The 21319-nt window shown below is 69.3% G+C and carries 19 protein-coding genes; 11 read left to right on the plus strand and 8 right to left on the minus strand.

Annotated features, from left to right (window positions below):
• The coding region (locus BLW84_RS01770; protein ID WP_177226215.1) for a helix-turn-helix domain-containing protein at positions 1 to 344 on the minus strand (344 nt) is incomplete at its 3' end.
• 224 nt (positions 345 to 568) lie between these two features.
• Here BLW84_RS01770 and BLW84_RS01775 point away from each other — a divergent pair.
• On the plus strand, positions 569 to 1105 hold the full coding sequence (locus tag BLW84_RS01775) for a DUF4352 domain-containing protein (protein WP_093260552.1): 537 nt from the start codon (positions 569 to 571) through the stop codon (positions 1103 to 1105).
• A gap of 61 nt (positions 1106 to 1166) precedes the next feature.
• Here BLW84_RS01775 and BLW84_RS01780 read toward each other — a convergent pair whose 3' ends face one another.
• The 4 genes from BLW84_RS01780 to BLW84_RS01795 form a co-directional block, all read right to left on the minus strand.
• On the minus strand, positions 1167 to 1697 hold the full coding sequence (locus BLW84_RS01780; protein WP_245760871.1) for an NADPH-dependent FMN reductase: 531 nt from the start codon (positions 1695 to 1697) through the stop codon (positions 1167 to 1169).
• A gap of 273 nt (positions 1698 to 1970) precedes the next feature.
• Complete coding sequence (locus BLW84_RS01785; RefSeq protein ID WP_342743084.1) at positions 1971 to 2768, minus strand: alpha/beta hydrolase family protein; 798 nt, start codon at positions 2766 to 2768, stop codon at positions 1971 to 1973.
• Positions 2769 to 3105: 337 nt separating this feature from the next.
• Positions 3106 to 4266, minus strand: a complete 1161-nt coding sequence (locus BLW84_RS01790; protein ID WP_093260556.1) for an endonuclease/exonuclease/phosphatase family protein — start codon at positions 4264 to 4266, stop codon at positions 3106 to 3108.
• A 427-nt stretch (positions 4267 to 4693) separates the two neighbouring features.
• A complete protein-coding gene (locus tag BLW84_RS01795; RefSeq protein ID WP_093261055.1) occupies positions 4694 to 6205 on the minus strand; it encodes a M28 family metallopeptidase in 1512 nt (503 codons plus the stop codon).
• Positions 6206 to 6392: 187 nt separating this feature from the next.
• Here BLW84_RS01795 and BLW84_RS01800 point away from each other — a divergent pair, with 187 nt between their 5' ends.
• Positions 6393 to 7370, plus strand: a complete 978-nt coding sequence (locus BLW84_RS01800) for an NAD(P)H-quinone oxidoreductase (RefSeq protein ID WP_093260558.1) — start codon at positions 6393 to 6395, stop codon at positions 7368 to 7370.
• Positions 7371 to 7526: 156 nt separating this feature from the next.
• Here the strand turns inward: BLW84_RS01800 and BLW84_RS01805 are convergent, their stop codons facing one another.
• Positions 7527 to 8726 carry a cysteine desulfurase-like protein gene (locus BLW84_RS01805; RefSeq protein ID WP_093260560.1) on the minus strand — a complete coding sequence of 400 codons (1200 nt, stop codon included), beginning with the start codon at positions 8724 to 8726 and terminating at the stop codon, positions 7527 to 7529.
• 192 nt (positions 8727 to 8918) lie between these two features.
• On the opposite strand from BLW84_RS01805, the gene BLW84_RS01810 reads away from it, so the two are divergent.
• The 5 genes from BLW84_RS01810 to BLW84_RS01830 all read left to right on the plus strand — a co-directional run bounded on the left by BLW84_RS01810 (position 8919) and on the right by BLW84_RS01830 (position 15627).
• On the plus strand, positions 8919 to 9449 hold the full coding sequence (locus BLW84_RS01810) for a bacterial proteasome activator family protein (RefSeq protein WP_093260562.1): 531 nt from the start codon (positions 8919 to 8921) through the stop codon (positions 9447 to 9449).
• 100 nt (positions 9450 to 9549) lie between these two features.
• Positions 9550 to 10410 carry a galactan export ABC transporter permease subunit Wzm/RfbD gene (gene wzm, locus BLW84_RS01815; RefSeq protein WP_093260564.1) on the plus strand — a complete coding sequence of 287 codons (861 nt, stop codon included), beginning with the start codon at positions 9550 to 9552 and terminating at the stop codon, positions 10408 to 10410.
• Between the two features lie 17 nt (positions 10411 to 10427).
• Positions 10428 to 11246, plus strand: coding sequence for a galactan export ABC transporter ATP-binding subunit Wzt/RfbE (wzt, locus tag BLW84_RS01820; RefSeq protein WP_093260566.1), 819 nt, complete (start codon positions 10428 to 10430; stop codon positions 11244 to 11246).
• Positions 11243 to 12157: a galactofuranosyltransferase GlfT1 gene (gene glfT1, locus BLW84_RS01825; protein ID WP_093260568.1), complete on the plus strand. Its 915-nt coding sequence runs from the start codon at positions 11243 to 11245 to the stop codon at positions 12155 to 12157. Before wzt ends, glfT1 begins: the two co-directional genes overlap by 4 nt.
• Positions 12158 to 12324: 167 nt before the next feature.
• A complete protein-coding gene (locus tag BLW84_RS01830) occupies positions 12325 to 15627 on the plus strand; it encodes an arabinosyltransferase domain-containing protein (RefSeq protein WP_093260570.1) in 3303 nt (1100 codons plus the stop codon).
• A 108-nt stretch (positions 15628 to 15735) separates the two neighbouring features.
• Here BLW84_RS01830 and BLW84_RS01835 read toward each other — a convergent pair whose 3' ends face one another.
• Positions 15736 to 16248, minus strand: coding sequence for an LppP/LprE family lipoprotein (locus BLW84_RS01835; RefSeq protein ID WP_093260572.1), 513 nt, complete (start codon positions 16246 to 16248; stop codon positions 15736 to 15738).
• A gap of 263 nt (positions 16249 to 16511) precedes the next feature.
• Here BLW84_RS01835 and BLW84_RS01840 point away from each other — a divergent pair, with 263 nt between their 5' ends.
• A complete protein-coding gene (locus BLW84_RS01840) occupies positions 16512 to 16772 on the plus strand; it encodes a hypothetical protein (RefSeq protein WP_093260574.1) in 261 nt (86 codons plus the stop codon).
• 188 nt (positions 16773 to 16960) lie between these two features.
• Here BLW84_RS01840 and BLW84_RS01845 read toward each other — a convergent pair whose 3' ends face one another.
• Complete coding sequence (locus BLW84_RS01845) at positions 16961 to 17401, minus strand: GtrA family protein (RefSeq protein ID WP_093260576.1); 441 nt, start codon at positions 17399 to 17401, stop codon at positions 16961 to 16963.
• Positions 17402 to 17584: 183 nt separating this feature from the next.
• On the opposite strand from BLW84_RS01845, the gene dprE1 (BLW84_RS01850) reads away from it, so the two are divergent.
• From dprE1 (BLW84_RS01850) to dprE2, 3 genes are read left to right on the plus strand one after another with little or no spacing between them, the layout of a single operon-like run.
• Positions 17585 to 18949 (plus strand): decaprenylphosphoryl-beta-D-ribose oxidase, encoded by a 1365-nt coding sequence (dprE1, locus tag BLW84_RS01850; protein ID WP_093260578.1) that lies wholly within the window; start codon positions 17585 to 17587, stop codon positions 18947 to 18949.
• Positions 18949 to 20310 carry a decaprenylphosphoryl-beta-D-ribose oxidase gene (dprE1, locus tag BLW84_RS01855; protein ID WP_093260580.1) on the plus strand — a complete coding sequence of 454 codons (1362 nt, stop codon included), beginning with the start codon at positions 18949 to 18951 and terminating at the stop codon, positions 20308 to 20310. Before dprE1 (BLW84_RS01850) ends, dprE1 (BLW84_RS01855) begins: the two co-directional genes overlap by 1 nt.
• Positions 20307 to 21068, plus strand: a complete 762-nt coding sequence (dprE2, locus tag BLW84_RS01860; RefSeq protein WP_093260582.1) for a decaprenylphospho-beta-D-erythro-pentofuranosid-2-ulose 2-reductase — start codon at positions 20307 to 20309, stop codon at positions 21066 to 21068. The genes dprE1 (BLW84_RS01855) and dprE2 overlap by 4 nt, the downstream gene beginning before the upstream one ends.
• Positions 21069 to 21319 lie beyond the last annotated feature (251 nt).

Here is a 21319-nt window from a genome sequence, read left to right on the forward strand (position 1 = left end):
AACCAGCGCTCGATCAGCTCCGTGACCTGCCCCCGGGTCCACACCAGCCCCGGCAGCGCCAGCTGATCGGGAAACTTGCCTACCACCGCCCGCTTCACCCGGGCCTGCTGCCGTGCGGTCAGCGCCTTCTGCTCCTCGGGACGCCGGCCACGTTTCCGCGCGTCCAAGGCCCGGTTTCCCGCACGGTGAAACGCATTCACCCAACGCGACACCGACCGCAGCCCCACACCGAAGGTCTCCGCGACCTCCGCCTGCGTCCGCCCGGACTCGACCGCCGCGACCACCCGCCGCCGCAAATCCTCTTGCGAGGCAGGCGAAAGCCGCTTGACATCAAACACCGTCACCTTCACACCATAACCAACGACCACGCCACATTTGAGTTACCCATCAATAAGTCAGGGCACCCACAGACCAGGGAGCCTCTGAGGTTCCGCCACCCGCACCGCCACGCAAAACGAGGTTGGAAAAGCCTCAATGAATTCCGGATCAGTTAGTTGATCTTGTTGTTGCGGGTGCCCGCGACTGGCACCATGCCAACGTTCGCATTCGTTTGAGCTGATGAGGAAAAGTGCAGAAACTGATCGCCCCGATTTCCGCATTGCTGCTGATGGGCCTGGTCGGCTGCGGAAACGGGGAGACCCGCGACGCGGCTGCTCCTGCTGAAAGCACCGTCGAGGCGGCCGCGGAGCCCCAGCAACCCGCGGAGCAGCTGCCGCGGGAGGCCGCATTCGGGGAAAAGGCCGGCGCGGCCAACGACGGCAGCGAATTCGCGATCACCGCCAGCACACCGAAGGACTTCACCGAATTCTCGGAAGCCCCGGTGGAAGGCAAGTACGTCGTCGTCGAAGTCCAGGCGGAACTCCTCGGCGGTGACGGCGGGGCCGTCGCGGCGACGTCGTTCATGCTGGCCGACGCCTCCGGCACCGAGTACCCCAACGCCGCGCCCAACGGCACCAACATGGACGGGATGCTGTTCGCGACGCTGCTCTCCAAGGGCGACAGCGGAAGCGGCAAGGTCGTGTTCGACGTCCCCGCCGACACGACCGGTTTCGTGCTGAAGTACCAGCCGATCGGGGCGACCGAGGCCATCGCCACCTGGCGCTGACGCGCCAGCGGCGATCGGGGCGGGCGTCGGTTCACGTCCCGGAACCGACGCCCGTTTTCGGTCATCCCACGTGCTTCGCGATCGTGCGGAGAACATCCCGCAGTCCCTCGCGGACCTGCGGATCCTCGATCGTCTCGTCAGGCCCGACGGCGCCGCGCGGAACGGTCAGGCGGATGCAGGCCGCCTCGATGATGTCGGTGCTCAGGTAGCCCAGGACCGTCCTGAGCGTTTCGGACGCGCCGTTCCCGCGCCCCTCCGGAGCGACGTTGACCCAGGCCACCGGCTTCTCGTGCATCTCCGGGCCGCCGACGGTCCAGTCGAGCAGGTTCTTGAAGCTGCCGGGCAGCGTGCCCGCGTATTCCGGCGTGCAGAACAGCAACGCGTCCGCCGAGGCGATCCGGCCGCGCAGATCGGCGGCAGGTGCGGGCAGCGAATCGGTGTCCTGGTCGGGGTTGAACGCCGGAAGCTCGGCCAGCCCCTCGTAGAGCGCGACCGTCACGCCGTCCGGCGCGGCCGCCAGCGCGGTGCGCAGCGCGGCGGTGTTCGTCGAACCGCTCCGCGTGCTGCCCGTGACCAGCAAGATATCGACCACTGCCCCACCTCTTCCAGCCCGGCACTCGCCGGGCGACCTCCCGATCTTGCCGAGCCTTCGACCGGCGTTCCGCAACGTCCTCCCGATTCTGCCCAAGGGGCCGTTCCAGAACGGGACGCGGGCACGAGCGAGGCCCGACCGCCTGGAACTCAGGGCGGCGATTTCGCGCGAAATCGCCAACCCGCCAGCCATCCGGCGCCTCCGAGGCGAGCTTGCCCGAGCCCTCCGGAAAGTGATCCCCAACGCCGCGAAGCCCTGGTGCTCTTCCCGACGTCACGGGTTCTCGAAGCGGACCTCGGGGTAGCGCGGGGACGGGCGGTCCAGCAGGTGCTGCGGCCGGTCCCGCAGGTGCAGGTCCACGAACGCGGCGACGTAGGCCCTGGTTATCTGCGCCGTGCGATCGCCGGTCATCGGCTCGCCTCCCACGTCGATTCCCAGCTGCTCCGCCAGGATCGAGTAGTCCGTGAACGACGAATGTGCCGTGCCCGCAACGGAAAGCCAGCGCTTCCAGCCCGTCAGGTGCGGCCAGCTGGCGTCCCAGGTTTCGTCCGCGCCCGGCCGGCCGTGCTTGTCCGCGCCCAGCATCAGGAACGGGCGGTCGAGATCTTCGGTCAGTTCCGGCTGGAAGGTGCCGTCCATGTTGACCCCGGCGCGGATCCGCGGATCTTCCCGCACCGCGTGCGCCGCGGCAGCGCCGCCCAGGGAATGGCCGGCCATCGCGATGCGGTCCGCGTCGATCAGGCCCGATCCGGTCAGCTCGTCGATCACGAACGAGACGTCGATCGCGCGGCTACGCGCGATGGTCGGCCCGTCCGGTTTCGTTTCGCAGATCAGGCATTCGGTGATCCGGCCGTCCGGGAACGTGATCGCGCTCGCCTCGTAGGTGTGGTCCACGGCCGCGACGGCGTAGCCGCGGCTGGCGAGGTCCTCGGCCAGCCCGGTCAGCGACGAGCGCGAGAAGCTGTGCCCGGGCGAAAGCACCACCAGCGGCAGTTTCCGGTCCAGCGGCTCCGCATCCGCCACCGCATGGGTGCGGGTCGTGCTCAGGATCTCCTCGGGAACCCCGGTCACCCGCAGGCCCGCCAGGATCAGGCGCGACTCCTCGGGCGTGACGTACTCGGCGCGGCCCCTCGCGGTCCTCGGTCGGGTAGAACAGCGACACCATCAGCTCGCGGTTCTCCTCTGGCACCCACGGATCGGGGCGGTCGTGGTCGACCAGGTGCAGCGTGGTCTTGCCGACCGCGAGCGGGCCGGTCGGTTCGGGGAGTGCGAGGCGCGTGGGCTCGGCCGCCGCAACCGGGGCCAGCAGCACGCTTGCCGCCACTGCGGCTATCAGGGTTTTCATGCCGCCAAGCCTCGAACGGCGGCCGTGCCCGGCGAATCCGGTGAGCCCCCGATTCGTCCCCGATCAGTTCAGCAGGTCGGCCCAGACGAGGTGGTGGTCCGAGGCGTCGTTGAGGCGGGCGAGCTCGTCGTTCGACGCCGGCCAGAAAACCCCGGCGCGCAACGGGATCAGCGGCGCCGACGGCAGGACGTAGTCCACGCGGAGGTTGCCGGGCGCCTTGTCGTTGAAGTCGCCGGTGTCGAAGTACGGGTTGCCGCGCTGATCCGCGTTCGCGCCGCCCTGCGCCAGGCTCGCCTCGACCGCTCCGGCGCTGCCCGGCAGCGGGTCGATGACGCGCGGGGCGCTCAGGATCTGGCGGGCGCCGTTGCTGTCGCCGTCGACCGGATCGGAGTTCTGGTCGCCCGCGATCATGAACCGGGCGCCGGGCGCGAGACCGCCGGAGACGCCCGCGTCGTCGTAGATGTAGCGACCCCTGCCCGGGCTGACGTAGTCCGCCCAGAAGCGGATCTCGTCGTGGTTGCGCAGGGCGTTGCGCTTCTCCGGGCCGTCGAAGGCCGGCGGCGTCGGGTGCGAGGTCAGGAAGTGCACGGTCCGCCCGCCGACCTCGATCGGCAGGTCCCAGTGCGACTTCGACGACAGCCGCAGGGCCGCCAGCTGCTCCGGCGAGTACCAGTCGCCGGGCTGCGGCGTCGCCGGGTCGTCCGGCAGCTGCGCGCCCGGCATGTCCACCCACCGGAACCGCTGGAACGTGCGGGCCTCGCCGATCGGGTACTTCGACAGCACCACCATGCCGTACTGGCCGGGGAAGACGCCGAAGCCGTAGGCGTCGCCCGGGCCGCCGACGGTGCCGTCCTTGTCCAGGTCCATCCCGGTCTGCACGCCCGTGTTCACCGGGGCGGTGTAGGCGTACGGGTAGTCGATCGAGTCGGCGCCGCCCTGGCCGTGCGCCAGGTAGTTGGCGCGGAAGGCGTCGACCGCCGCGCCGCCCTCGACGTAGTCGAACTCGTTGAGCAGCAGCACGTCCGGGCGGGCCCGCTGCACCACCTCGGCCACCTTCCGGGCCTGCGGATCGTCCGGTGTGGACAGATCCGCGACCAGCTCGCCCTCGGCGGCGCGGTTGAGGGAGGCGTTGAACGTCGCGAAGCGCACCGGCTGCGCCGCATCGGCGGCGGGCGCCACCAGAGCCGCGGCGACCGCGGCGACCGCGAGAACGGCACGTTTCACGACATCCCCTTCGTTCAGACTGCGACAACCACCCCGCCGGGTGACTTCCTCCGCAATTTCAATGAGCGTTTTTCATCCTGGTCGGCCCGCAGTCGCGGGTCGCAAAGGTGCACGTCGATGGGGTGTCGCATGCGCCGCAGGCGCATAACCCACCTACGACACTTGCACCGCCGCGGGTTCACGGTGCCCACCCCTCCGGGGTTCCCTCGGCGAGGACGGCCCTGACGCCGTGTATTGGACATACATAAGTCAGGGCACCCACAGACCAGGGAGCCTCTGAGGTTCCGCCACCCGCACCGCCACGCAAAACGACGGTGAAAAAACCTCATTGAAATTGCGGACCACCGGGAGCGGGGCGGGGCACTTCCGGCGGGCTAGCCGCCGGAAATGCCCCGTGCGCTGCTGCGAGTTTTCCCGCAGGTGTCGATCAGGCCAGGTTGTGGTGACCGGCCTTGGTCATCACCGGGGCGTCGTGCTGCGCCATCAGGGAGACCCGCGCGGCACGCAGCTGCGCGCGCTCGGCGCGGGTCTGCATCCCGTTGACCGCCTCGGTGCTCTTCGAGTAGCCGTCGACCACCGCGGCCAGCGCCTTGGCGTTCCGCTCCAGCGCGACCCGGTCCACATTGGACAGATTGTCACCGGGCGCGTGGTAGTTCGGGTCGAAGGCGACGCCCGCGGTGCCGCCCCACTTCGCCGCCTGCTCCTCGGTCTTGAGCGTCTCGACGCCGGTGTTCAGGCCGCCCGCCGGGATGCCGACCGCGATGAACTCGCCGTAGTCGGAACGGCCGTCGAACTCGTCGCCCTCCACCTCGACGCCCTGCTTGGCCATCGCGGCGACGAAGTCCTGCTCGATCTGACCCGAGCCGTGCGGGCCCGTCGGGCCGCCGGTGGAGCCGTCGCCGTCGTAGACGAAGTAGCCGGCGTTCGGCGAACCGATCATGTCGAAGTTCAGGTACAGCGCGATGTCGAGCTGCTGCTCGAAGCTCAGGCCCTGCACGTACTGCGTCGACCCGACCAGGCCGGACTCCTCCGCGCCCCAGAACGCGAACCGGACCGCGTTGTTGACCTTCGGGCTGCCGCCCAGCTTCAACGCCGCCTCCAGCAGACCCGCGCTGCCGGTGCCGTTGTCGTTGATGCCCGGGCCCTCGGGAACGCTGTCCAGGTGCGCGCCGGCCATCACGACGTTGTCGGTGCGACCGGTGCGGGTCTGCGCCACGATGTTTCGGGTGGTGACGGTCTCCAGGCGCGCCTGGACGTCCAGCTTCACCTCGGCGCCGGCCTGCCCGGCGAGCGCCTCGCCGACCTGCTTGGTGACACCGGCGGCCGGGATCTTCGAGATGTCCGGGTCGCCGAGCGTGCCGTTGAGCGCACCGTCCACGTTGTTGTAGATGATCGTGCCCACTGCCCCGCGCTCGCCCGCGAACTTCGCCTTCTCCCCGAAGGTGCAAGCGCCGCGCTTGATCAGGACGACCTTGCCGGTGATGTCCTGCCCGTCGTAGTCGCTGGCGGAGCACCCCGGCGTGTCGTCGACCGGGGCGACGGCCAGCGGCGCGGTGACGCCGCCCTGCGGGGTGGCCGGCGAGTACTCGAGCACGTCACCCTCGACCGGCTGACCGGCCACCGCCAGGCTGAACGAGTCCAGGAAGTAGGCCTGGTAGGTGAACTCCGGCGTGGTGACGTCGAAACCCGCGCCGCGGAGCTTGCCCGCCACGTAGTCGACGCTGGCCTCGTAGCCCGGCTGACCGGACGCGCGGTTGCCGCCGTTCTGGTCGGCGATCCGCTGGAACGCGATCAGGTGACGGTTCACGGCGTTGCCGTTGATGGTCGAGCCGAGGTCGGCCGGCGCCGCGCTGGCCGGGGTGACGGTCAGCAACGCGGCCGCGCACGTCGCGGCCAGAGCCGCCGCCGAGCGCTTGGGTGTGATGGTTCGCGAACTCATCATGCTCCCCGCTTCGGGTGGACTTTTGTGTTGGCTAGCCTTGAGAGGATCACTCAACGAAGTCAAGCCTGCGCCGGGAAGAGTTAAGAAGCAGGGACTATTTCCCATTTTTCCCGACTTGTCCGGTCGACTTCGGACTCGCCGCACCACGCGCTGCGAACCGTCCACCGCGACTACCGTTCAGAGTATGTACGCGATCTCGATCCGCGAGCCGGGCGCACCGGACGTGTTGGAATGGACCGAACACCCCGACCCGCGGCCAGGCCCGGGCGAGGTGCTCATCGACGTCGTGGCGAGCGCGGTCAACCGCGCCGACCTGAGCCAGCGGCAGGGCAACTACCCGCCGCCGAAGGGCGCCAGCACCATCCTCGGGCTGGAATGCGCCGGAACCATCGCCGAAATAGGCGAAGGCGTGACCGGCTGGCAGGTCGGCGACGAGGTGTGCGCGCTGCTCGCCGGCGGCGGCTACGCCGAGCGGGTCGCGGTGCCCGCCGCGCAGGTGCTGCCCAAGCCGGCCGGTGTGGACCTCGTCGAAGCCGCCGGATTGCCCGAGGTCAACTGCACCGTGTGGTCGAACGTGGTGATGGAGGCCGGACTCCGGAGCGGACAGCTGCTGCTCGTGCACGGCGGCGCCGGCGGCATCGGCACCAGCGCGATCCAGATCGCCAAGGCGCTCGGCGCGCGCGTGGCGGCGACCGCCGGATCCGCCGAGAGCCGGCAGCTGTGCGCCGACCTCGGCGCGGCCCCGGTCATCGACTACCGCAACGAGGACTTCGTCGCGATCGTCAAGGAACTCGGCGGCGCGGACGTCATCCTGGACAACATGGGAGCGTCCTATTTGGACCGCAACCTGTCCGCGCTGGCGCCCGACGGGCACCTGGCCGTGATCGGCATGCAGGGCGGCCGGAAGGCCGAGCTGGACCTGGGGAAGATGCTGGTCAAGCGGCTGCACCTGTCGGTGCTCGGGCTCCGCGGGCGGCCGGTGGAAGGGCCGCAGGGCAAGGCGGCGATCGTCGCCGACGTGCGGGAGCGGCTGTGGCCGCTGGTCGAGGCGGGCGAGGTGCGGACGCTGGTGCACGAGCGAGTGCCGCTGCGGGAGGCGGCGCGAGCGCACGCGATGCTGGAAGCGGGCGACGTCCGCGGCAAGATCCTGCTCGTCCGCTGACCATTCGCGCCGGTCAGGGCTCGTGAGTGGTTTGGACTGCTGTAGCGCTCCAAAGCACTCACGACCCGGGGCCCGCGCAGGCCGTTGGAGCGAACGGACCGTTTGCGCCGATAGAGCAGGCGAACAGGCCGTTGACTCGCAACCCGCCTGGGAACTTCAGCTGAGTTCGGCGACGGCCCGGACCAGCTGGTCCACTTCGGAGGCGTTCGTGTAGTGCGCCAGGCCCACCCGGACCGCACCGCCGACCTCGCCGACGCCCAGCACCGCGAACACCCCGTGCGTGCCCGGATCCGCGAACGCGCAGACGCCCCGATCCGCGAGGTGCTCCACCGCGTCCTCCGCCTTGACCCCGTTCACCGTGAACGCCATCGACGGCACCCGGCGCATCGCGTCGCCGATCACCATCACGTGCCGCAGCTTCCGCAGCCCGTTGGTCAGGTTCGCCAGCAGGCCGGCCTGGTACGACTTCACCGAGCCCAGCGACGTCAGCAGGCGCTCCCGGCGCGGCCCGACCGCCGAATCGTCCAGCTCTGCCAGGTAGTCCACCGAGGCCACCAGCCCGGCCAGCAGCGGATGGGCGTGCGGGCCGAGCTCCAGCCGCTCCGGGCCGCGCGCGCCGGGCTCCAGCGCCACCGACGGCAGCTGGTCGAGCATCGCCGGGTTCTTGAACACCAGCGCCCCGACCGGCGGCCCGCCCCACGCCGAGGCGTTCACCGCCACCACGTCCGCGCCCATCGCGGTGATGTCCAACGGCACGAACGGCGCCGCCGAGGAAGCGTCGACCACCACCAGCGCGCCCTGCTCGGCCGCGGCGTCCGCGGCCTGCCGCACGTCCGGCCGGGAGCCGACCGCGCCCGACGCCGCCGTGATCGCGACGACCTTCGTGCGCGGGGTGACCAGCTCCTTGTACTGCCAGGTGGGCAGCTCGCAAGTCTCGATGTCGACCTCGGCCCACCGGACCGTGGTGCCGGAGCGCTGCGCCGCGCGCTGCCACGGCGCGACGTTGGCCGGGTGGTCCAGCCGGGAGACGACGACGTCATCGCCGATCATCCAGCCGTCGCCGAGCGCGTCGGCGAGTCGTTGCAGCAGAACGGCGGAGTTCGGCCCGAGCACCACCCCGGCCGGGTTGGCACCGATCAGGTCCGCAAAAGCGCGACGGGCGGCCTCCACGATCGCCTCGGCGCGCTGCGATGCGGGGAAGATCCCGCCCGGACCGGATACCGGGGCCCGCAGCGCGGTGGACGCCGCGGTCGCCACTTGTTCAGGAACCTGCATGCCCGCCGGGGCGTCCAGGTGCACCCACCCGTCGCCCAGTGCGGGGAAGAGCCCGCGAACAGCCGCGACGTCGAACGCCATGGGGAACACGTTACGTACGGGGCGCGGCGTTCTCGCTGCCGGGTGGCAGATATCGCATCACTCGCGCCCGGCAGGGCTGCTGACGTTTTCGCGTGAAACCGGCATCCTGCGTGCGGACGGGCGGCGTTTTCGCGTGAGAACGCCGCTCGCCCCGGATTTCCGCGAGCAACGTCGACCAGCCAGGATGGAGACATGACCCACGATCCGAGTGAGGGCCGGCCGCAGGTGTTCGTCGTCGGCGAGGACGGCAAGCCGATCGGGGCCGCCCTGAGCTCCGACGAGCAGCCGGAGCGCGGCGAGGACATCAACGACCTGGTCGAACAGCCGGCCAAGGTGATGCGCATCGGCACCATGATCAAGCAGCTGCTGGAGGAGGTCCGGGCGGCACCGCTGGACGAGGCCAGCCGCACCCGCCTCAAGGAGATCCACCAGTCGTCGATCCGCGAGCTGGAGCAGGGCCTCGCCCCGGAGCTCATCGAGGAGCTGGAGCGCCTGTCGCTGCCGTTCGCCCAGGAGTCGACGCCGTCCGAGTCGGAGCTGCGGATCGCCCAGGCCCAGCTGGTCGGCTGGCTGGAGGGCCTGTTCCACGGCCTGCAGACGGCGCTGTTCGCGCAGCAGATGGCGGCCCGGGCCCAGCTGGAGCAGATGCGCCGAGGCCTGCCGGCGGGCAGCGGCGGCGAGGTCGAACCCGGCCACCAGCGAGGCACCGGCCAGTACCTGTGACGCTCCGTGGAGGCTGTGCGCCCGCCGTCAGACGGGCGCTACGCCGTCGAGTGATGCCCACACCGGAGGGGCACACCCGAGGTCGGTACTCTGACGCACTGTGCAGTCCACGAGCACGGTAGACAGCCCCCCCGCGCCCCCCGAAACGTCGTCGCGGACTTGGCGCAAGGCGTTCAAGGACATCAACGACGGGCTCCAACAGCGACAGCTGTGGGCGCACCTCGGATGGCAGGACATCAAGCAGCGCTACCGGCGCTCGGTCATCGGCCCGCTATGGATCACCATCGGCATGGGCATGACCGCGACGGCGCTCGGCCTGCTCTACTCGCAGCTGTTCAGCCAGGAAATCCGGACGTTCCTGCCGTACCTGACGGTCGGCTTCATCGTCTGGAACTTCATCCTCGGCTGCCTGACCGAGGGCACCGAGGTCTTCATCGCCAACGAAGGCCTGATGAAGCAGCTGCCCTCGCCGATCAGCGTGCACGTCCTGCGCCTGGTGTGGCGGCAGTCGCTGCTGTTCGCGCACAACATGATCGTCTACCTGGTGGTGCTGGCGATCTTCCAGATGCCGATCAGCTGGACGGTGATCGCGGCCATCCCGGCCTTCATGCTGCTGATGCTCAACGGCGGCTGGGTCGCGCTGGTGTTCGGCATCATCGCCACCCGATTCCGGGACATCCCGCCGGTCATCAACAGCCTCTCCACGCTGCTGTTCTTCATGACCCCGATCGTCTGGAACGCCGACATCCTGAAGGCGAAGGCACCGGAACTCGGCTGGCGCGCCAACCTCGCGGACCTGAACCCGCTCTACCACTACATCGAAATCATCCGCGACCCGCTGATCGGGCAGGATCAGTTGCTGTACCACTGGATCGTGGTCCTCGCCTGCACGGTCGTGGGATGGGCGCTCGCGTTGGTCGTCCTGCGCAACTACCGCGCGCGCATCACCTACTGGGTCTGATCGGGAGCTGAGGAACTGTGGTCAGCATCGACGTCTGGAACGCAGCGGTCGACTTCCCGATCTTCGACGCGAAGTCCCGCTCGCTGAAGAAGGCCGTGCTCGGCAAGGCGGGTGGCAAGATCGGCACCGACAGCCGAGTGCCGATCATCGAGGCACTGCACGACATCAACCTGTCGCTGCGGCACGGCGACCGCGTCGCCCTGGTGGGGCACAACGGCGCCGGCAAGTCGACTCTGTTGCGCCTGCTCAGCGGCATCTACGAGCCCACCCGGGGTAGCGCGCGGGTGGTCGGCAAGGTCGCCCCGGTGTTCGACCTCGGCGTCGGCATGGACCCGGAGATCTCCGGGTACGAGAACATCATCATCCGCGGCCTCTTCCTCGGCATGAACCGCAAGGAGATGGAGAAGCGGATCGACGAGATCGCCGAGTTCACCGAGCTCGGTGACTACCTGGCGATGCCGCTGCGCACCTACTCCACCGGCATGCGCGTGCGGCTCGCGCTGGGCGTCGTGACCTCCATCGACCCGGAGATCCTGATCCTGGACGAGGGCATCGGCGCCGTCGACGCCGAGTTCCTGGAGAAGGCGCGGGACCGGCTCAACGACCTCGTGAAGCGATCGGGCATCCTGGTCTTCGCCTCGCACTCCGACGAGTTCTTGATCGAGCTGTGCAGCACCGCGATCTGGATGGACAAGGGCGGGATGCGGGAGCAGGGGTCGCTCCGCGAAGTGCTGACGCACTACAAGGGCTACGACCCCTTCGAGCACCTCAGCGAGGAAACCCTGGCCCGGATCGGCGAATCCGCGGCCACGATCGGGAGCAAAGAAGGCGCATGAGCACCGACTCCGCACAGCAGCTGCCCGCCGGATCCGTAGTCGCGGTGATCGTCACCAGGCACCGTCGCGAGCTGCTGGCGGAGTCCCTGAAGGTGATCGCGAGTCAGACCAGACTCCCGGATCACCTGGTGGTGGTCGACAACGGACCGGACCAGCCCGCGCAGGACGTGGTGGCGGACTGCCCGATCCCGTCGACCTACCTGGTCTCGCAGCGCAACCTCGGCGGCGCCGGCGGCTTCGCGCTCGGCATGCTGCACGCGCTGTCGCTCGGCGCGGAGTGGGTGTGGCTGGGCGACGACGACGGCCGGCCCGCCGACGAGCACGCGCTGTCGACGCTGCTGGACGTCGCGAAGAAGCGGCGGCTCGCCGCGGTGTCGCCCGTCGTGGTGAACATCGACACCCCGGACAAGCTGGCGTTCCCGCTGCGCCGCGGCCTGACCTGGAAGCGCCGGGTCAGCGAGCTCGGCGGCGACGACTTCCTGCCGGGCATCGCGTCGCTGTTCAACGGCGCGCTGTTCCGGGCATCGACGCTGGACGTGGTGGGCGTGCCGGACTACCGGCTGTTCTTCCGCGGCGACGAGGTGGAGGTGCACCGCAGGGTGGTCCGCTCCGGGCTGCCGTTCGGCACCACGCTGAAGACCCGGTTCCTGCACCCGGACGGCTCGGCGGAGTTCAAGCCGATGCTGGGCGGCCGGTTCCACGCCCAGGACCCGTCGGACGCGGCGAAGCGCTACTACACGTACCGCAACCGCGGCTACCTCCTGTCGCAGCCGGGGATGCGGAAGATCGGCGCGCTGGAGGTGCTCCGCTTCGGCATGTACTTCGTCGGTCAGAAGCGCGACCCGAAGGCGTTCAAGGAGTGGCTGCGGCTGCTCCGCCAGGGCCAGCAGGAGAAGTTCTACCGCCGCTGATCCGTGTCAGTTTCAATTGAAACTGCGGTCACCGGACGGTTACGGGAGCCTGAGACTGGCCTGAGAGCTACCTGAGACCGCAGCTCACGGCACCGGTCCGAGTGGTCGTTTGCACACCGGCGGAATGCCGCGAAAAGGCTCGGACCAGCGGCTACTATCCTCCACCCGTGCTCAGTGGCCAGGAAGAAAGCCGCCGAACGGACGATGCTTCGGCGCAATCCGAGACCGAACGCAGACAACCGTCCGCCAGGCGGCTGAAGCTGTTCGCGTCGATCTTCGGGCTGCTCGGCACGGTGCTCGCGCTGGCGGTGCCGTTCCTCCCCGTCAACTACAACATCACGACCCTGAAGTGGCCGACGGCGGAAGGCACCAAGTCGGTGTCGGCGCCGCTGGTGAGCTACTCGCCGGTGTGGTTGAACGCCGAGGTGCCGTGCGCCGCCGTGCGCAGCCTGGACGCCCGCACCAACGGTCCCGCCACGGTGCTGAGCACGAACCCGCCGACGTCGGACTACGGCAAGCTGACCGGCCTGACGCTGCAGGTCGACAACGGCCACCTGACGATGCTGACCAAGGGCCAGCAGGTGGGCACGGTGCCGCTGCCCGCGGGCGACTGCTCGTTCTCGCTGCACTCCGACGCGTACGGCACCACGGCCACCGTCGGCGGCGAGTCGCTGGCGAACCTGCGCGGCGACCAGCGCCCGCAGCTGACCGGCATCTACTCCGGGCTCAACGACGGCATCGACGACGTGCACGGCCTGTCCTTCGAGGCCCGCGTGGACAACCGCTACGAGAGCCAGGCGACCACGATCAAGGGCGTCGCGATCGCGCTCGCGGTGCTGGCGTTCATCGGCTCCGTGGTCTGCCTGCGGCGGCTGGACGTGCGCGCCGGCCGGCGCCCGCCGAAGTGGGCCCCCGCCGGTTGGTGGAAGCCGACGTTCCGCGACGTCTCGGTGATCGGCGCGCTCGTCGTCTGGTGGGTCATCGGCGCGATGACCTCGGACGACGGCTACATCCTGACGATCGCGCGGGCGCGCGAGAGCTTCGGCTACGTCAGCAACTACTTCCGCTGGTTCGGCGTCCCGGAGGCGCCGTTCGGCTGGTTCTACGAGCTGTACTCGCTGTGGGTGCAGATCTCGACGGCGACGCCGTGGGTGCGGCTGCCCGCGCTGCTGATGGGCATCGTCAGCTGGTTGCTGATCAGCCGCGAGGTGCTGCCGCGACTCGGCCAGCAGGTGCGGCGCAGCAACGCCGCCGGCTGGGCCGCCGCCGCAGTGTTCCTGGCGTTCTGGCTGCCCTACAACAACGGCCTGCGGCCCGAGCCGGTCGTGGTGCTGTTCTCGCTGCTGGCGCTGTGCTCGGTCGAGCGGGCCGTGGCGACCAGTCGGCTGATGCCCGCCGCGCTGGGCCTGGTCGTCGCGGCCCTGTCGGTCGGGGCGAACCCGCACGGCATGGTGTCCGTGCTGCCGTTCGTGGCGGCGCTGAAGCCGCTGTTCCGGCTGGTCCGCAAGCGGGCCCAGGAGTTCGGCTGGTTGCCGGTGCTGGCGCCGATCGCGGCCTCCGGGTTCGTGATCCTGACCCTGGTGTTCTCCGACCAGACCTGGCAGTCGGTCATGGACGCCACGAAGCTGCGCACCGAACTCGGCCCGAGCCAGAGCTGGTACGAGGAGCTCAGCCGCTACAACCTGCTGTTCAGCCAGACGCCGGACGGCTCGCTGACCCGCCGGTTCCCGGTGCTGCTGGTGATGCTCTGCCTCGCCACCTGCGCCGTGGTGCTGCTGCGGCGCGGCCGCATCCGGGGCGCGGCGCTCGGCCCGAGCCGACGGCTGCTCGCGGTCACCGCGCTGTCCTTCGTGGTGCTGGTGCTGACCCCCACCAAGTGGTCGCACCACTTCGGCATCTTCGCCGCCTTCGGCGGTGCCCTGGCGGCGCTGACCGCGCTGGCCACCAGCAGCACCGTGCTGCGCTCCCGCCGGAACCGAGCGGGCTTCCTCGCGATGCTCATGGTGATCCTGGCGTTCACGGCCACCGGCCCGAACGCCTGGTGGTACGTCTCCGGCTGGGGCGTGCCGTGGTTCAACATGCCGCCGGAGATCAGCGACTACAAGCTGAGCACGATCTTCCTCGTCGTCGCCGGGATTGCGCTGATCGTGGCGTTCATAGAGCACCTGCGCATCGACGAGAACAACCCGAAGGTCGTCGACGAGCGCTTCGGGCGCGAGGAGAAGCGCAGCCGGGCGCTGCGGCTAGGCACCGCGCCGCTGTCGATCCTGTGCGCGCTGCTGGTGCTCTTCGAGCTCGCCAACTTCGGCAAGGTCATCCAGAAGCAGTGGGGCAGCTACAGCCTCGGCTCGGACAACATCAAGCAGATCGTCGGCTCCAGCTGCGGCCTGTCCGACTACGTCTACGTGGAGACCAACCCGCAGTCCGGCATGCTGCGGGTGTCCGGTGAGCAGCCGGGCACCGCGGCGCCGTCGGAGGACGCGGACATCGGCATCCCGCCGAAGCGGCTGGAGGGCAAGGAGGACGCCGACCAGTACATGCGGGCCAAGATGGTCGGCTTCAACCGGCCCGGCCTGCCGCCCGGCGACGGCTCCGACATGCAGGAAACCGACTGGAAGCCGCCGCACCAGTTCGGCAACGACAACGCGCCGGTGTGGGGCAGCTACGACCCGGCCGGCCTCGGCACCGGCGAGCTGCGCACCCAGTGGTACGACCTGCCGGAGCGGGCGAAGACCGGCGAGGTGCCGGTAGTGCTCTCGCTGGCGGGCGCGGAGCTGGGCGCGAACTCGGTGGCGCTGGAGTTCGGCCGCGACACCGACGCCGGTTTCCTGATCACCGAGCGCAAGTACGTGGTGCAGCAGCCCGGCCCGGCGTGGCGGGACTTCCGGTTCACCATCGGCGGCAAGTCCGAAGGCGCCACCAAGATGCGCGTGGTGGCCACCGACAACTCGCTGGGCCCGAACGGCTGGGTCGCGGTGAGCGCGCCGCGGGCGCCGCAGCTGGTGAACATGACCGACTTCGTCCGGGACCAGCCGACGTTCGTGGAGTGGACGGCCGCGCTGGTGCACCCGTGCCTGCAGCTGCCGGGCGTGCACAACGGCATCGCCGAGATCCCGAAGTTCCGGGTGGCGGCCGGGGCCGAGGTGCGCGACATCGGGCAGGGCTGGTCGTCGCCGGACGCCGGCGGGCCGTTCGGCTGGCTCAACGTGTCGACCAGCATGCGCGAGCTGCCGACGTACCTGAAGAACAACATCCACCGGGACTGGGGCTCGCTGTACGCGGTCGACCCGTACGAGCCGGACGCGCTGCCCGCGCAGGCGGCGATGGACGTGCACCAGGAAACCCATTGGGGAACCTGGACGCCGGGCCCGCTGTCGAAGACGGTCCACCTGCCGGGCGACGTCCCGAACAGCGACGACCGCAACGACGTGAAGGCATTCGAGCCCCCGGAGGAAGAACCCGAGCAGTAGGGGCTTCCCCGTGCGGGGTCCCTGGAGCGAAGCACCAGCCTTCGGCCGCGCGCCGAAGGCTGGTGCTTTCCGGTTCCGGGGTGAACCGACCGGCGTCAGCCCGGGGGATCAGTAGTCACCGGGGTAGTTCGGTTCGAAGCCGACCGGCGGCTGGGCGTCGAGCCGCCCGTTCTGCACCGTGATCGTGTGCTGCGTCGGCGTGCCGCTCGGGCAGCAGCTCGGATCGCCGGCGGCGTACACCGGGAACTCCACCCGCACCGCCTTGCCGTCCTGCGACAGGATGTTCACCAGGCCGACGTCCACCCGGTGCACCAACTGCTGCCCGTCGAAGAAGAAGACCGCCTGGCAGCGGCCGTTGGCGCTGCCCGTGCAGATCGCGTGGATCGCCCGGATCGGCCCGTTGAGCCGGCCTTCCGGCGGATCCGGGGTGAACCCCTGCCCCTCGATCAGTGCCAGCGCCGCGGCGAGGTCGAAGGGGTCGGGCGCCGGGGCGGGCTGCGCTGTCGTCCGGGTCGACGGCGCGGTCGGTGCGGGCTGATCGGCCGGAGCCGACGGCGGCGCACCGCACCCGACGAGCAGAGCGGCGAGCAGGGGCAACGCCCCGACGAGACGACGACGCATCACAGAAGAACCTCCACGTTCGCAGGCGAACGACCGCCCACGCCTATCCCGTTCGACGCAGGCACCTGAAATCGGTTCCGCCCGGCCGAAGCGGGTACGCCGTGAGCGAAAAGCGCCGGTGGGACCGGGTTCTCGAGTCCGCTCAGGGTGAAATCGGGTGTTCGGGCACGGGGATTCGTGGTCGGCTGGGGCGTGGAAGCCCTCGCGCTGCGGGGAAACTCCGCCTCGGCGGGTCGTCGGGGCGGCTGCGATTGGGAGATCCGATGCCCGAGACACGACCCGGACTCGTGCTGCACCTCGCCGGAGCCAGCCAGCCGCTGCACATCGCGCTCGACCCGGCCGAGGCCGACGCGCTCCGCGACGTGCTCGCCGACCTGATGACCAACGGCAGCACGAAGTCGCTCACCACTGCCGACGGCGGCCGCTTCGCGGTGAACTTCGCGCACGTGGCCACGGCGCACATCGAAGCGACCCGCTCCGACGCCTACGGCGCCCCGGCCCGCGGCACCGGCTTCCGCAACTGACCTCGTGAGCGGCACCTCCGGTTCCCACCGGTAGAAGCGCTCACGAGCGCGCAGTGCCAGGCCCTGCACCGACAAAAGCTCCGTTTCCGCTGGTCAGGTGCCGTGAGCACTTTGTGCTGCTATAGCGACACAAAGTACTCACGGGCTTTCACCAGCAGAAACGGAGCTTTTCGAGGTGTCGCGACGAGTCAGTCGCGGAAGACGACCCACTTGAGCATCACGAAGTTGATCAGGGTGCCCAGACCCTGGCCCGCGACCCAGCACGCAGTGATCATCCACGGCGTGCCTTCGGCGCCCGTGAGCACGACCAGCAGCTGGTTGGTGCCCCAGTTCACGAAGAACGTGACGATGTAGACGAGGGCGAAGGCACCGGCCTTGGCCTTCGTGTTGCCGGTGTTCGCGCCCTGGAACGTGAGCTTGCGGTTGATCACGTACGACGTGGAAGTGCCGAGGATGAAGCTGATTCCCCTGGACAGCCACACCGGCCAACCGAACACGCCCAGCATCAGCGAGTAGGTGCCGAAGTCGATGATGGCGCAGACGCCACCGATCAGAACGAAGCGGAACAGTTGGTTGAAGACGCCTAGGCGCTTCTGTTCGGTCTGGGCTGCGGGTTCGGCCACGGCCACTGGTTCACCTCGGGATCCGACGACAGGGCATTCGGTACCTGGGCACCCGGCTGGACGCCGAGGACGCGGGAGATCGAACTCCACGAACGTCCCGAAGGAGTGTAGCGATGACGTATCGCACACCGCCGGGGACCGGATGTACCCGCCCGTATCGGCCGCTCCAGCGCGGATAGACTCGGCTGGGTGGGATCGGTAAAGGACGAGCTTCAGACGCTGACCGGCTGGGGGCGCACCGCGCCCACCAGGGCGCACGTCGTCAGCACCCCGGACGTCGAGGCGATCGCCAAGGCGGTCCGCGAGGCCGGTGAGCGCGGCGTCATCGCGCGCGGCCTGGGCCGCAGCTACGGCGACCCGTCGCAGAACGCGGGCGGCACCGTCATCGACATGACCGCCCTCGACCGGGTGCACCAGATCGACGTCGACAACGCGATCGTCGTCGTCGACGCGGGCGTGTCGCTGGACACGCTGATGCGCCGGCTGCTGCCGCACGGCCTGTGGATCCCGGTGCTGCCGGGCACCCGCCAGGTCACCATCGGCGGCGCCATCGGCTCGGACATCCACGGCAAGAACCACCACTCGCAGGGCTCGTTCGGCAGCCACGTGCTGTCGCTGGACCTGCTCACCGCCGACGGCGAGGTCCGCACGCTGACCCCGGACGGCGAGGGCGCCGAGCTGTTCTGGGCCACGGTCGGCGGCATGGGCCTGACCGGCATCATCACCAGGGCGACGATCAAGCTCAAGCGCGTCGAGACCGCGTACTTCCTGGTCGACAACGTGCAGACGAAGAACCTCGACGAGCTGATCGAGCACTTCACCGACGGCTCGGACGACAACTACGTCTACTCGGTCGCCTGGTTCGACTCGCTGGCCCGCGGCGACAAGCTGGGCCGCGCGCTGCTGACCCGCGGCAACTCGGCCCGGATCGAGGACCTGCCGAAGAAGCTGCGCAAGGATCCGCTGAAGTTCAACGCGCCGCAGCTGATGACCGCCCCACCGGTCTTCCCCAACGGCCTGGTCAACAAGCTCACCATCACCGCGTTCAACGAGGTCTGGTACCGCAAGGCACCGACGAAGTTCGGCCTCGTGCAGAACATCACCCAGTTCTTCCACCCGCTGGACCTCGTCGGCGAGTGGAACCGGGTCTACGGCCCGAACGGCTTCCTGCAGTACCAGTTCATGGTGCCCTTCGGGCAGGAGGCGATGTTCCGCCGCTCGATCGACAAGATCAGCTCGTCCGGCCACGTGTCGTTCCTGAACGTGCTCAAGACCTTCGGCGAGGGCAACCAGGCGCCGATGTCGTTCCCGCGCAAGGGCTGGACGCTGACCGTCGACATCCCGATCACGCCGGGCCTGGACCGGCTGTGCCAGGAGCTCGACGAGATGGTGCTGGGCGCGGGCGGCCGGTTGTACCTGGCCAAGGAGTCCCGTACATCGGCCGAGATGATCGAGCAGATGTACCCGCGGATCGAGGAGTGGCGGAAGATCCGCGCCTCGGTCGACCCGGAGGGCATCTTCCGCTCCGACCTCTCCCGGAGGCTCAGTCTCTGATGACCGCGTTCAAAACCAAGGAACTCTTCGGCTGGGGCCGCACCGCGCCGACGCAGGCGCGCGTGCTGAGCACCCCCGACGTCGGGAAGATCGTCGAGGCGGTGCGCAAGGCCGACGAGCGCGGCGTCCTCGCCCGCGGACTGGGCCGCAGCTACGGCGACGTCGCGCAGAACGCCGGCGGTGTGGTCGTCGACATGACCCGGCTGAACCGGATCCACGACATCGACCCGGACACCGCGGTCGTGGACGTGGACGCCGGTGTCAGCCTGGACCAGCTGATGAGGGCGGCGCTGCCGCACGGCCTGTGGGTACCGGTGCTGCCGGGCACCCGGCAGGTGACCATCGGCGGCGCCATCGCCAACGACATCCACGGCAAGAACCACCACAGCGCGGGCAGCTTCGGCAACCACGTGCTGTCGATGGACCTGCTCACCGCGGACGGGCAGGTCCGGACCGTGACGCCGGACGGCGACGAGTCGGACCTGTTCTGGGCGACCGTCGCGGGCATCGGCCTCACCGGCATCATCGTCCGGGCCAAGATCAAGATGACCCGGACCGAGACCGCGTACTTCGTGGCCGACCTCGAGCGCACCGACAACCTCGACGAGACGCTGGAGCTGGTCAGCAACGGTTCCGAGGACAAGTACACGTACTCCTCGGGCTGGTTCGACGCCATCTCCACCGGCCCCAAGCTGGGCCGCGCCGCGTTCAGCCGCGGCTCGCTGGCCAAGCTGGACGAGCTGCCGCCGAAGCTGCGCGCGGACCCGCTGAAGTTCGACGCGCCCAAGCTGGCGACGCTGCCCGACGTGTTCCCCAACGGGCTGGCCAACAAGCTGACCTTCAGCGCGCTCGGCGAGGCGTGGTTCCGCAAGTCGCCCAAGCGCAAGCTCGGCGTGGTGGAGAACCTGACCGCCTTCTACCACCCGCTGGACATGTTCGGCGAGTGGAACCGGGCCTACGGCTCCAAGGGCTTCCTCCAGTACCAGTTCAGCACGCCGCTGAACGCGCACGAGGACCTGCGCCGGATCCTGCTGCGGATCGCGCACTCCGGGCACTACTCGTTCCTCAACGTCTTCAAGCAGATGGGCGAGGGCAACCGGGCGCCGCTGTCGTTCCCGCACCCCGGCTGGATGGTCTGCGTCGACTTCCCGATCAAGCCGGGCCTCTCCCGGCTGTGCGCCGATCTCGACGAGATGGTGCTCGGCATCGGCGGTCGGCTCTACACCGCGAAGGACTCGCGGACCACGGCGGAGACGTTCCACAAGATGTATCCGCGAGTCGACGAGTTCCGCAAGATTCGCCAATCCGTTGACCCCGAAGGCATTTTCGCTTCAGACATGAGCCGGAGGCTTGAGCTGTGATCGACGCCGTTGGAAACCCCCAGTCCCTGCTCGTCCTCGGCGGGACCTCCGACATCGCTTTGGCGACGGCGCAGAAGTACGCCGAGCAGCGCCCGTTGCGCATCATCCTCGCGGACCGCCCGGAGGAGCAGGAGCGCTTGGACCAGGCCGCCGAGCGGCTGCGCAAGACCGGCAGCACGGTGTCGATCCTGACGTTCGACGCCCGCAAGCCGGAGACGCACGCCGAGGTCATCGACAAGGCCTTCGCCGACGGAGACGTCGACGTCACGCTGATCGCCTTCGGCATCCAGGGCGACAACGAGAAGGGCTGGAGCGACGTCGAGGCGGCCCGCGCGGTGGCCGACATCAACTACACGGCCCCGGTGTCGCTGGGCGTGCTGCTGGCCTCGAAGCTGCGCAAGCAGGGCCACGGCAACATCGCGGTGATGTCCTCCCCCGCCGGTGAGCGCGCGCGGCGGTCGAACTTCGTCTACGGCTCCTCGAAGGCCGGCCTGGACGTGTTCTTCTCCGGCCTGGGCTACGCGCTGGAGGAACACGGCGTCAAGGTGACCGTCGTGCGGCCGAACTTCACCCACACCAAGCTCACCGAGGGCATGAAGGCCGCGCCGATGGCGAACACCCCGGAAAGCGTCGCCGAGGTGATCGTGAACGGCGTCCGCAAGGGCAGCCCGCTGGTGTACGCCCCCGCGCAGTTCCGGTTCGTGATGTCGATCCTGCGGCACGTGCCGCGCGCCATCTTCCGCCGCCTGCCGATCTGATCGGTTTTCCGCGGGGCCGCCGGAGTCGTCTCCGGCGGCCCCGCTCTGCTTCCCTCGGCACATATCCGCAGGTCAGGTCTCGCGGCCGGGCCGGGCGGTAAAGATGGGCGCAGAAATTTCGCTTTGGAAGCAACGTTTCGACGCTCTCCGGCGATCATCGATGTGACGACGCCGTTAAGGCGTTCCGTCCGATATGTGACTTCCCGACGCGCTTCGCGCAGAGGAAGCGCGGATGCCCGGCGAAGTGGGGT

This window comes from Saccharopolyspora shandongensis (genome assembly GCF_900106995.1).
Classification (GTDB): domain Bacteria; phylum Actinomycetota; class Actinomycetes; order Mycobacteriales; family Pseudonocardiaceae; genus Saccharopolyspora; species Saccharopolyspora shandongensis.

What these genes read in the sequence shown, in the direction of transcription:
- BLW84_RS01805 (WP_093260560.1), bottom strand. Translation starts at nt 8,726, where the DNA reads ATGGCGTTCGACGTCGCGGCTGTTCGCGGGCTCTTCCCCGCACTGGGC.
- glfT1 (WP_093260568.1), top strand. Translation starts at nt 11,243, where the DNA reads ATGAGCACCGACTCCGCACAGCAGCTGCCCGCCGGATCCGTAGTCGCG.
- BLW84_RS01795 (WP_093261055.1), bottom strand. Translation starts at nt 6,205, where the DNA reads ATGAGTTCGCGAACCATCACACCCAAGCGCTCGGCGGCGGCTCTGGCC.
- BLW84_RS01840 (WP_093260574.1), top strand. Translation starts at nt 16,512, where the DNA reads ATGCCCGAGACACGACCCGGACTCGTGCTGCACCTCGCCGGAGCCAGC.
- dprE1 (WP_093260580.1), top strand. Translation starts at nt 18,949, where the DNA reads ATGACCGCGTTCAAAACCAAGGAACTCTTCGGCTGGGGCCGCACCGCG.
- BLW84_RS01835 (WP_093260572.1), bottom strand. Translation starts at nt 16,248, where the DNA reads ATGCGTCGTCGTCTCGTCGGGGCGTTGCCCCTGCTCGCCGCTCTGCTC.
- BLW84_RS01810 (WP_093260562.1), top strand. Translation starts at nt 8,919, where the DNA reads ATGACCCACGATCCGAGTGAGGGCCGGCCGCAGGTGTTCGTCGTCGGC.
- BLW84_RS01800 (WP_093260558.1), top strand. Translation starts at nt 6,393, where the DNA reads ATGTACGCGATCTCGATCCGCGAGCCGGGCGCACCGGACGTGTTGGAA.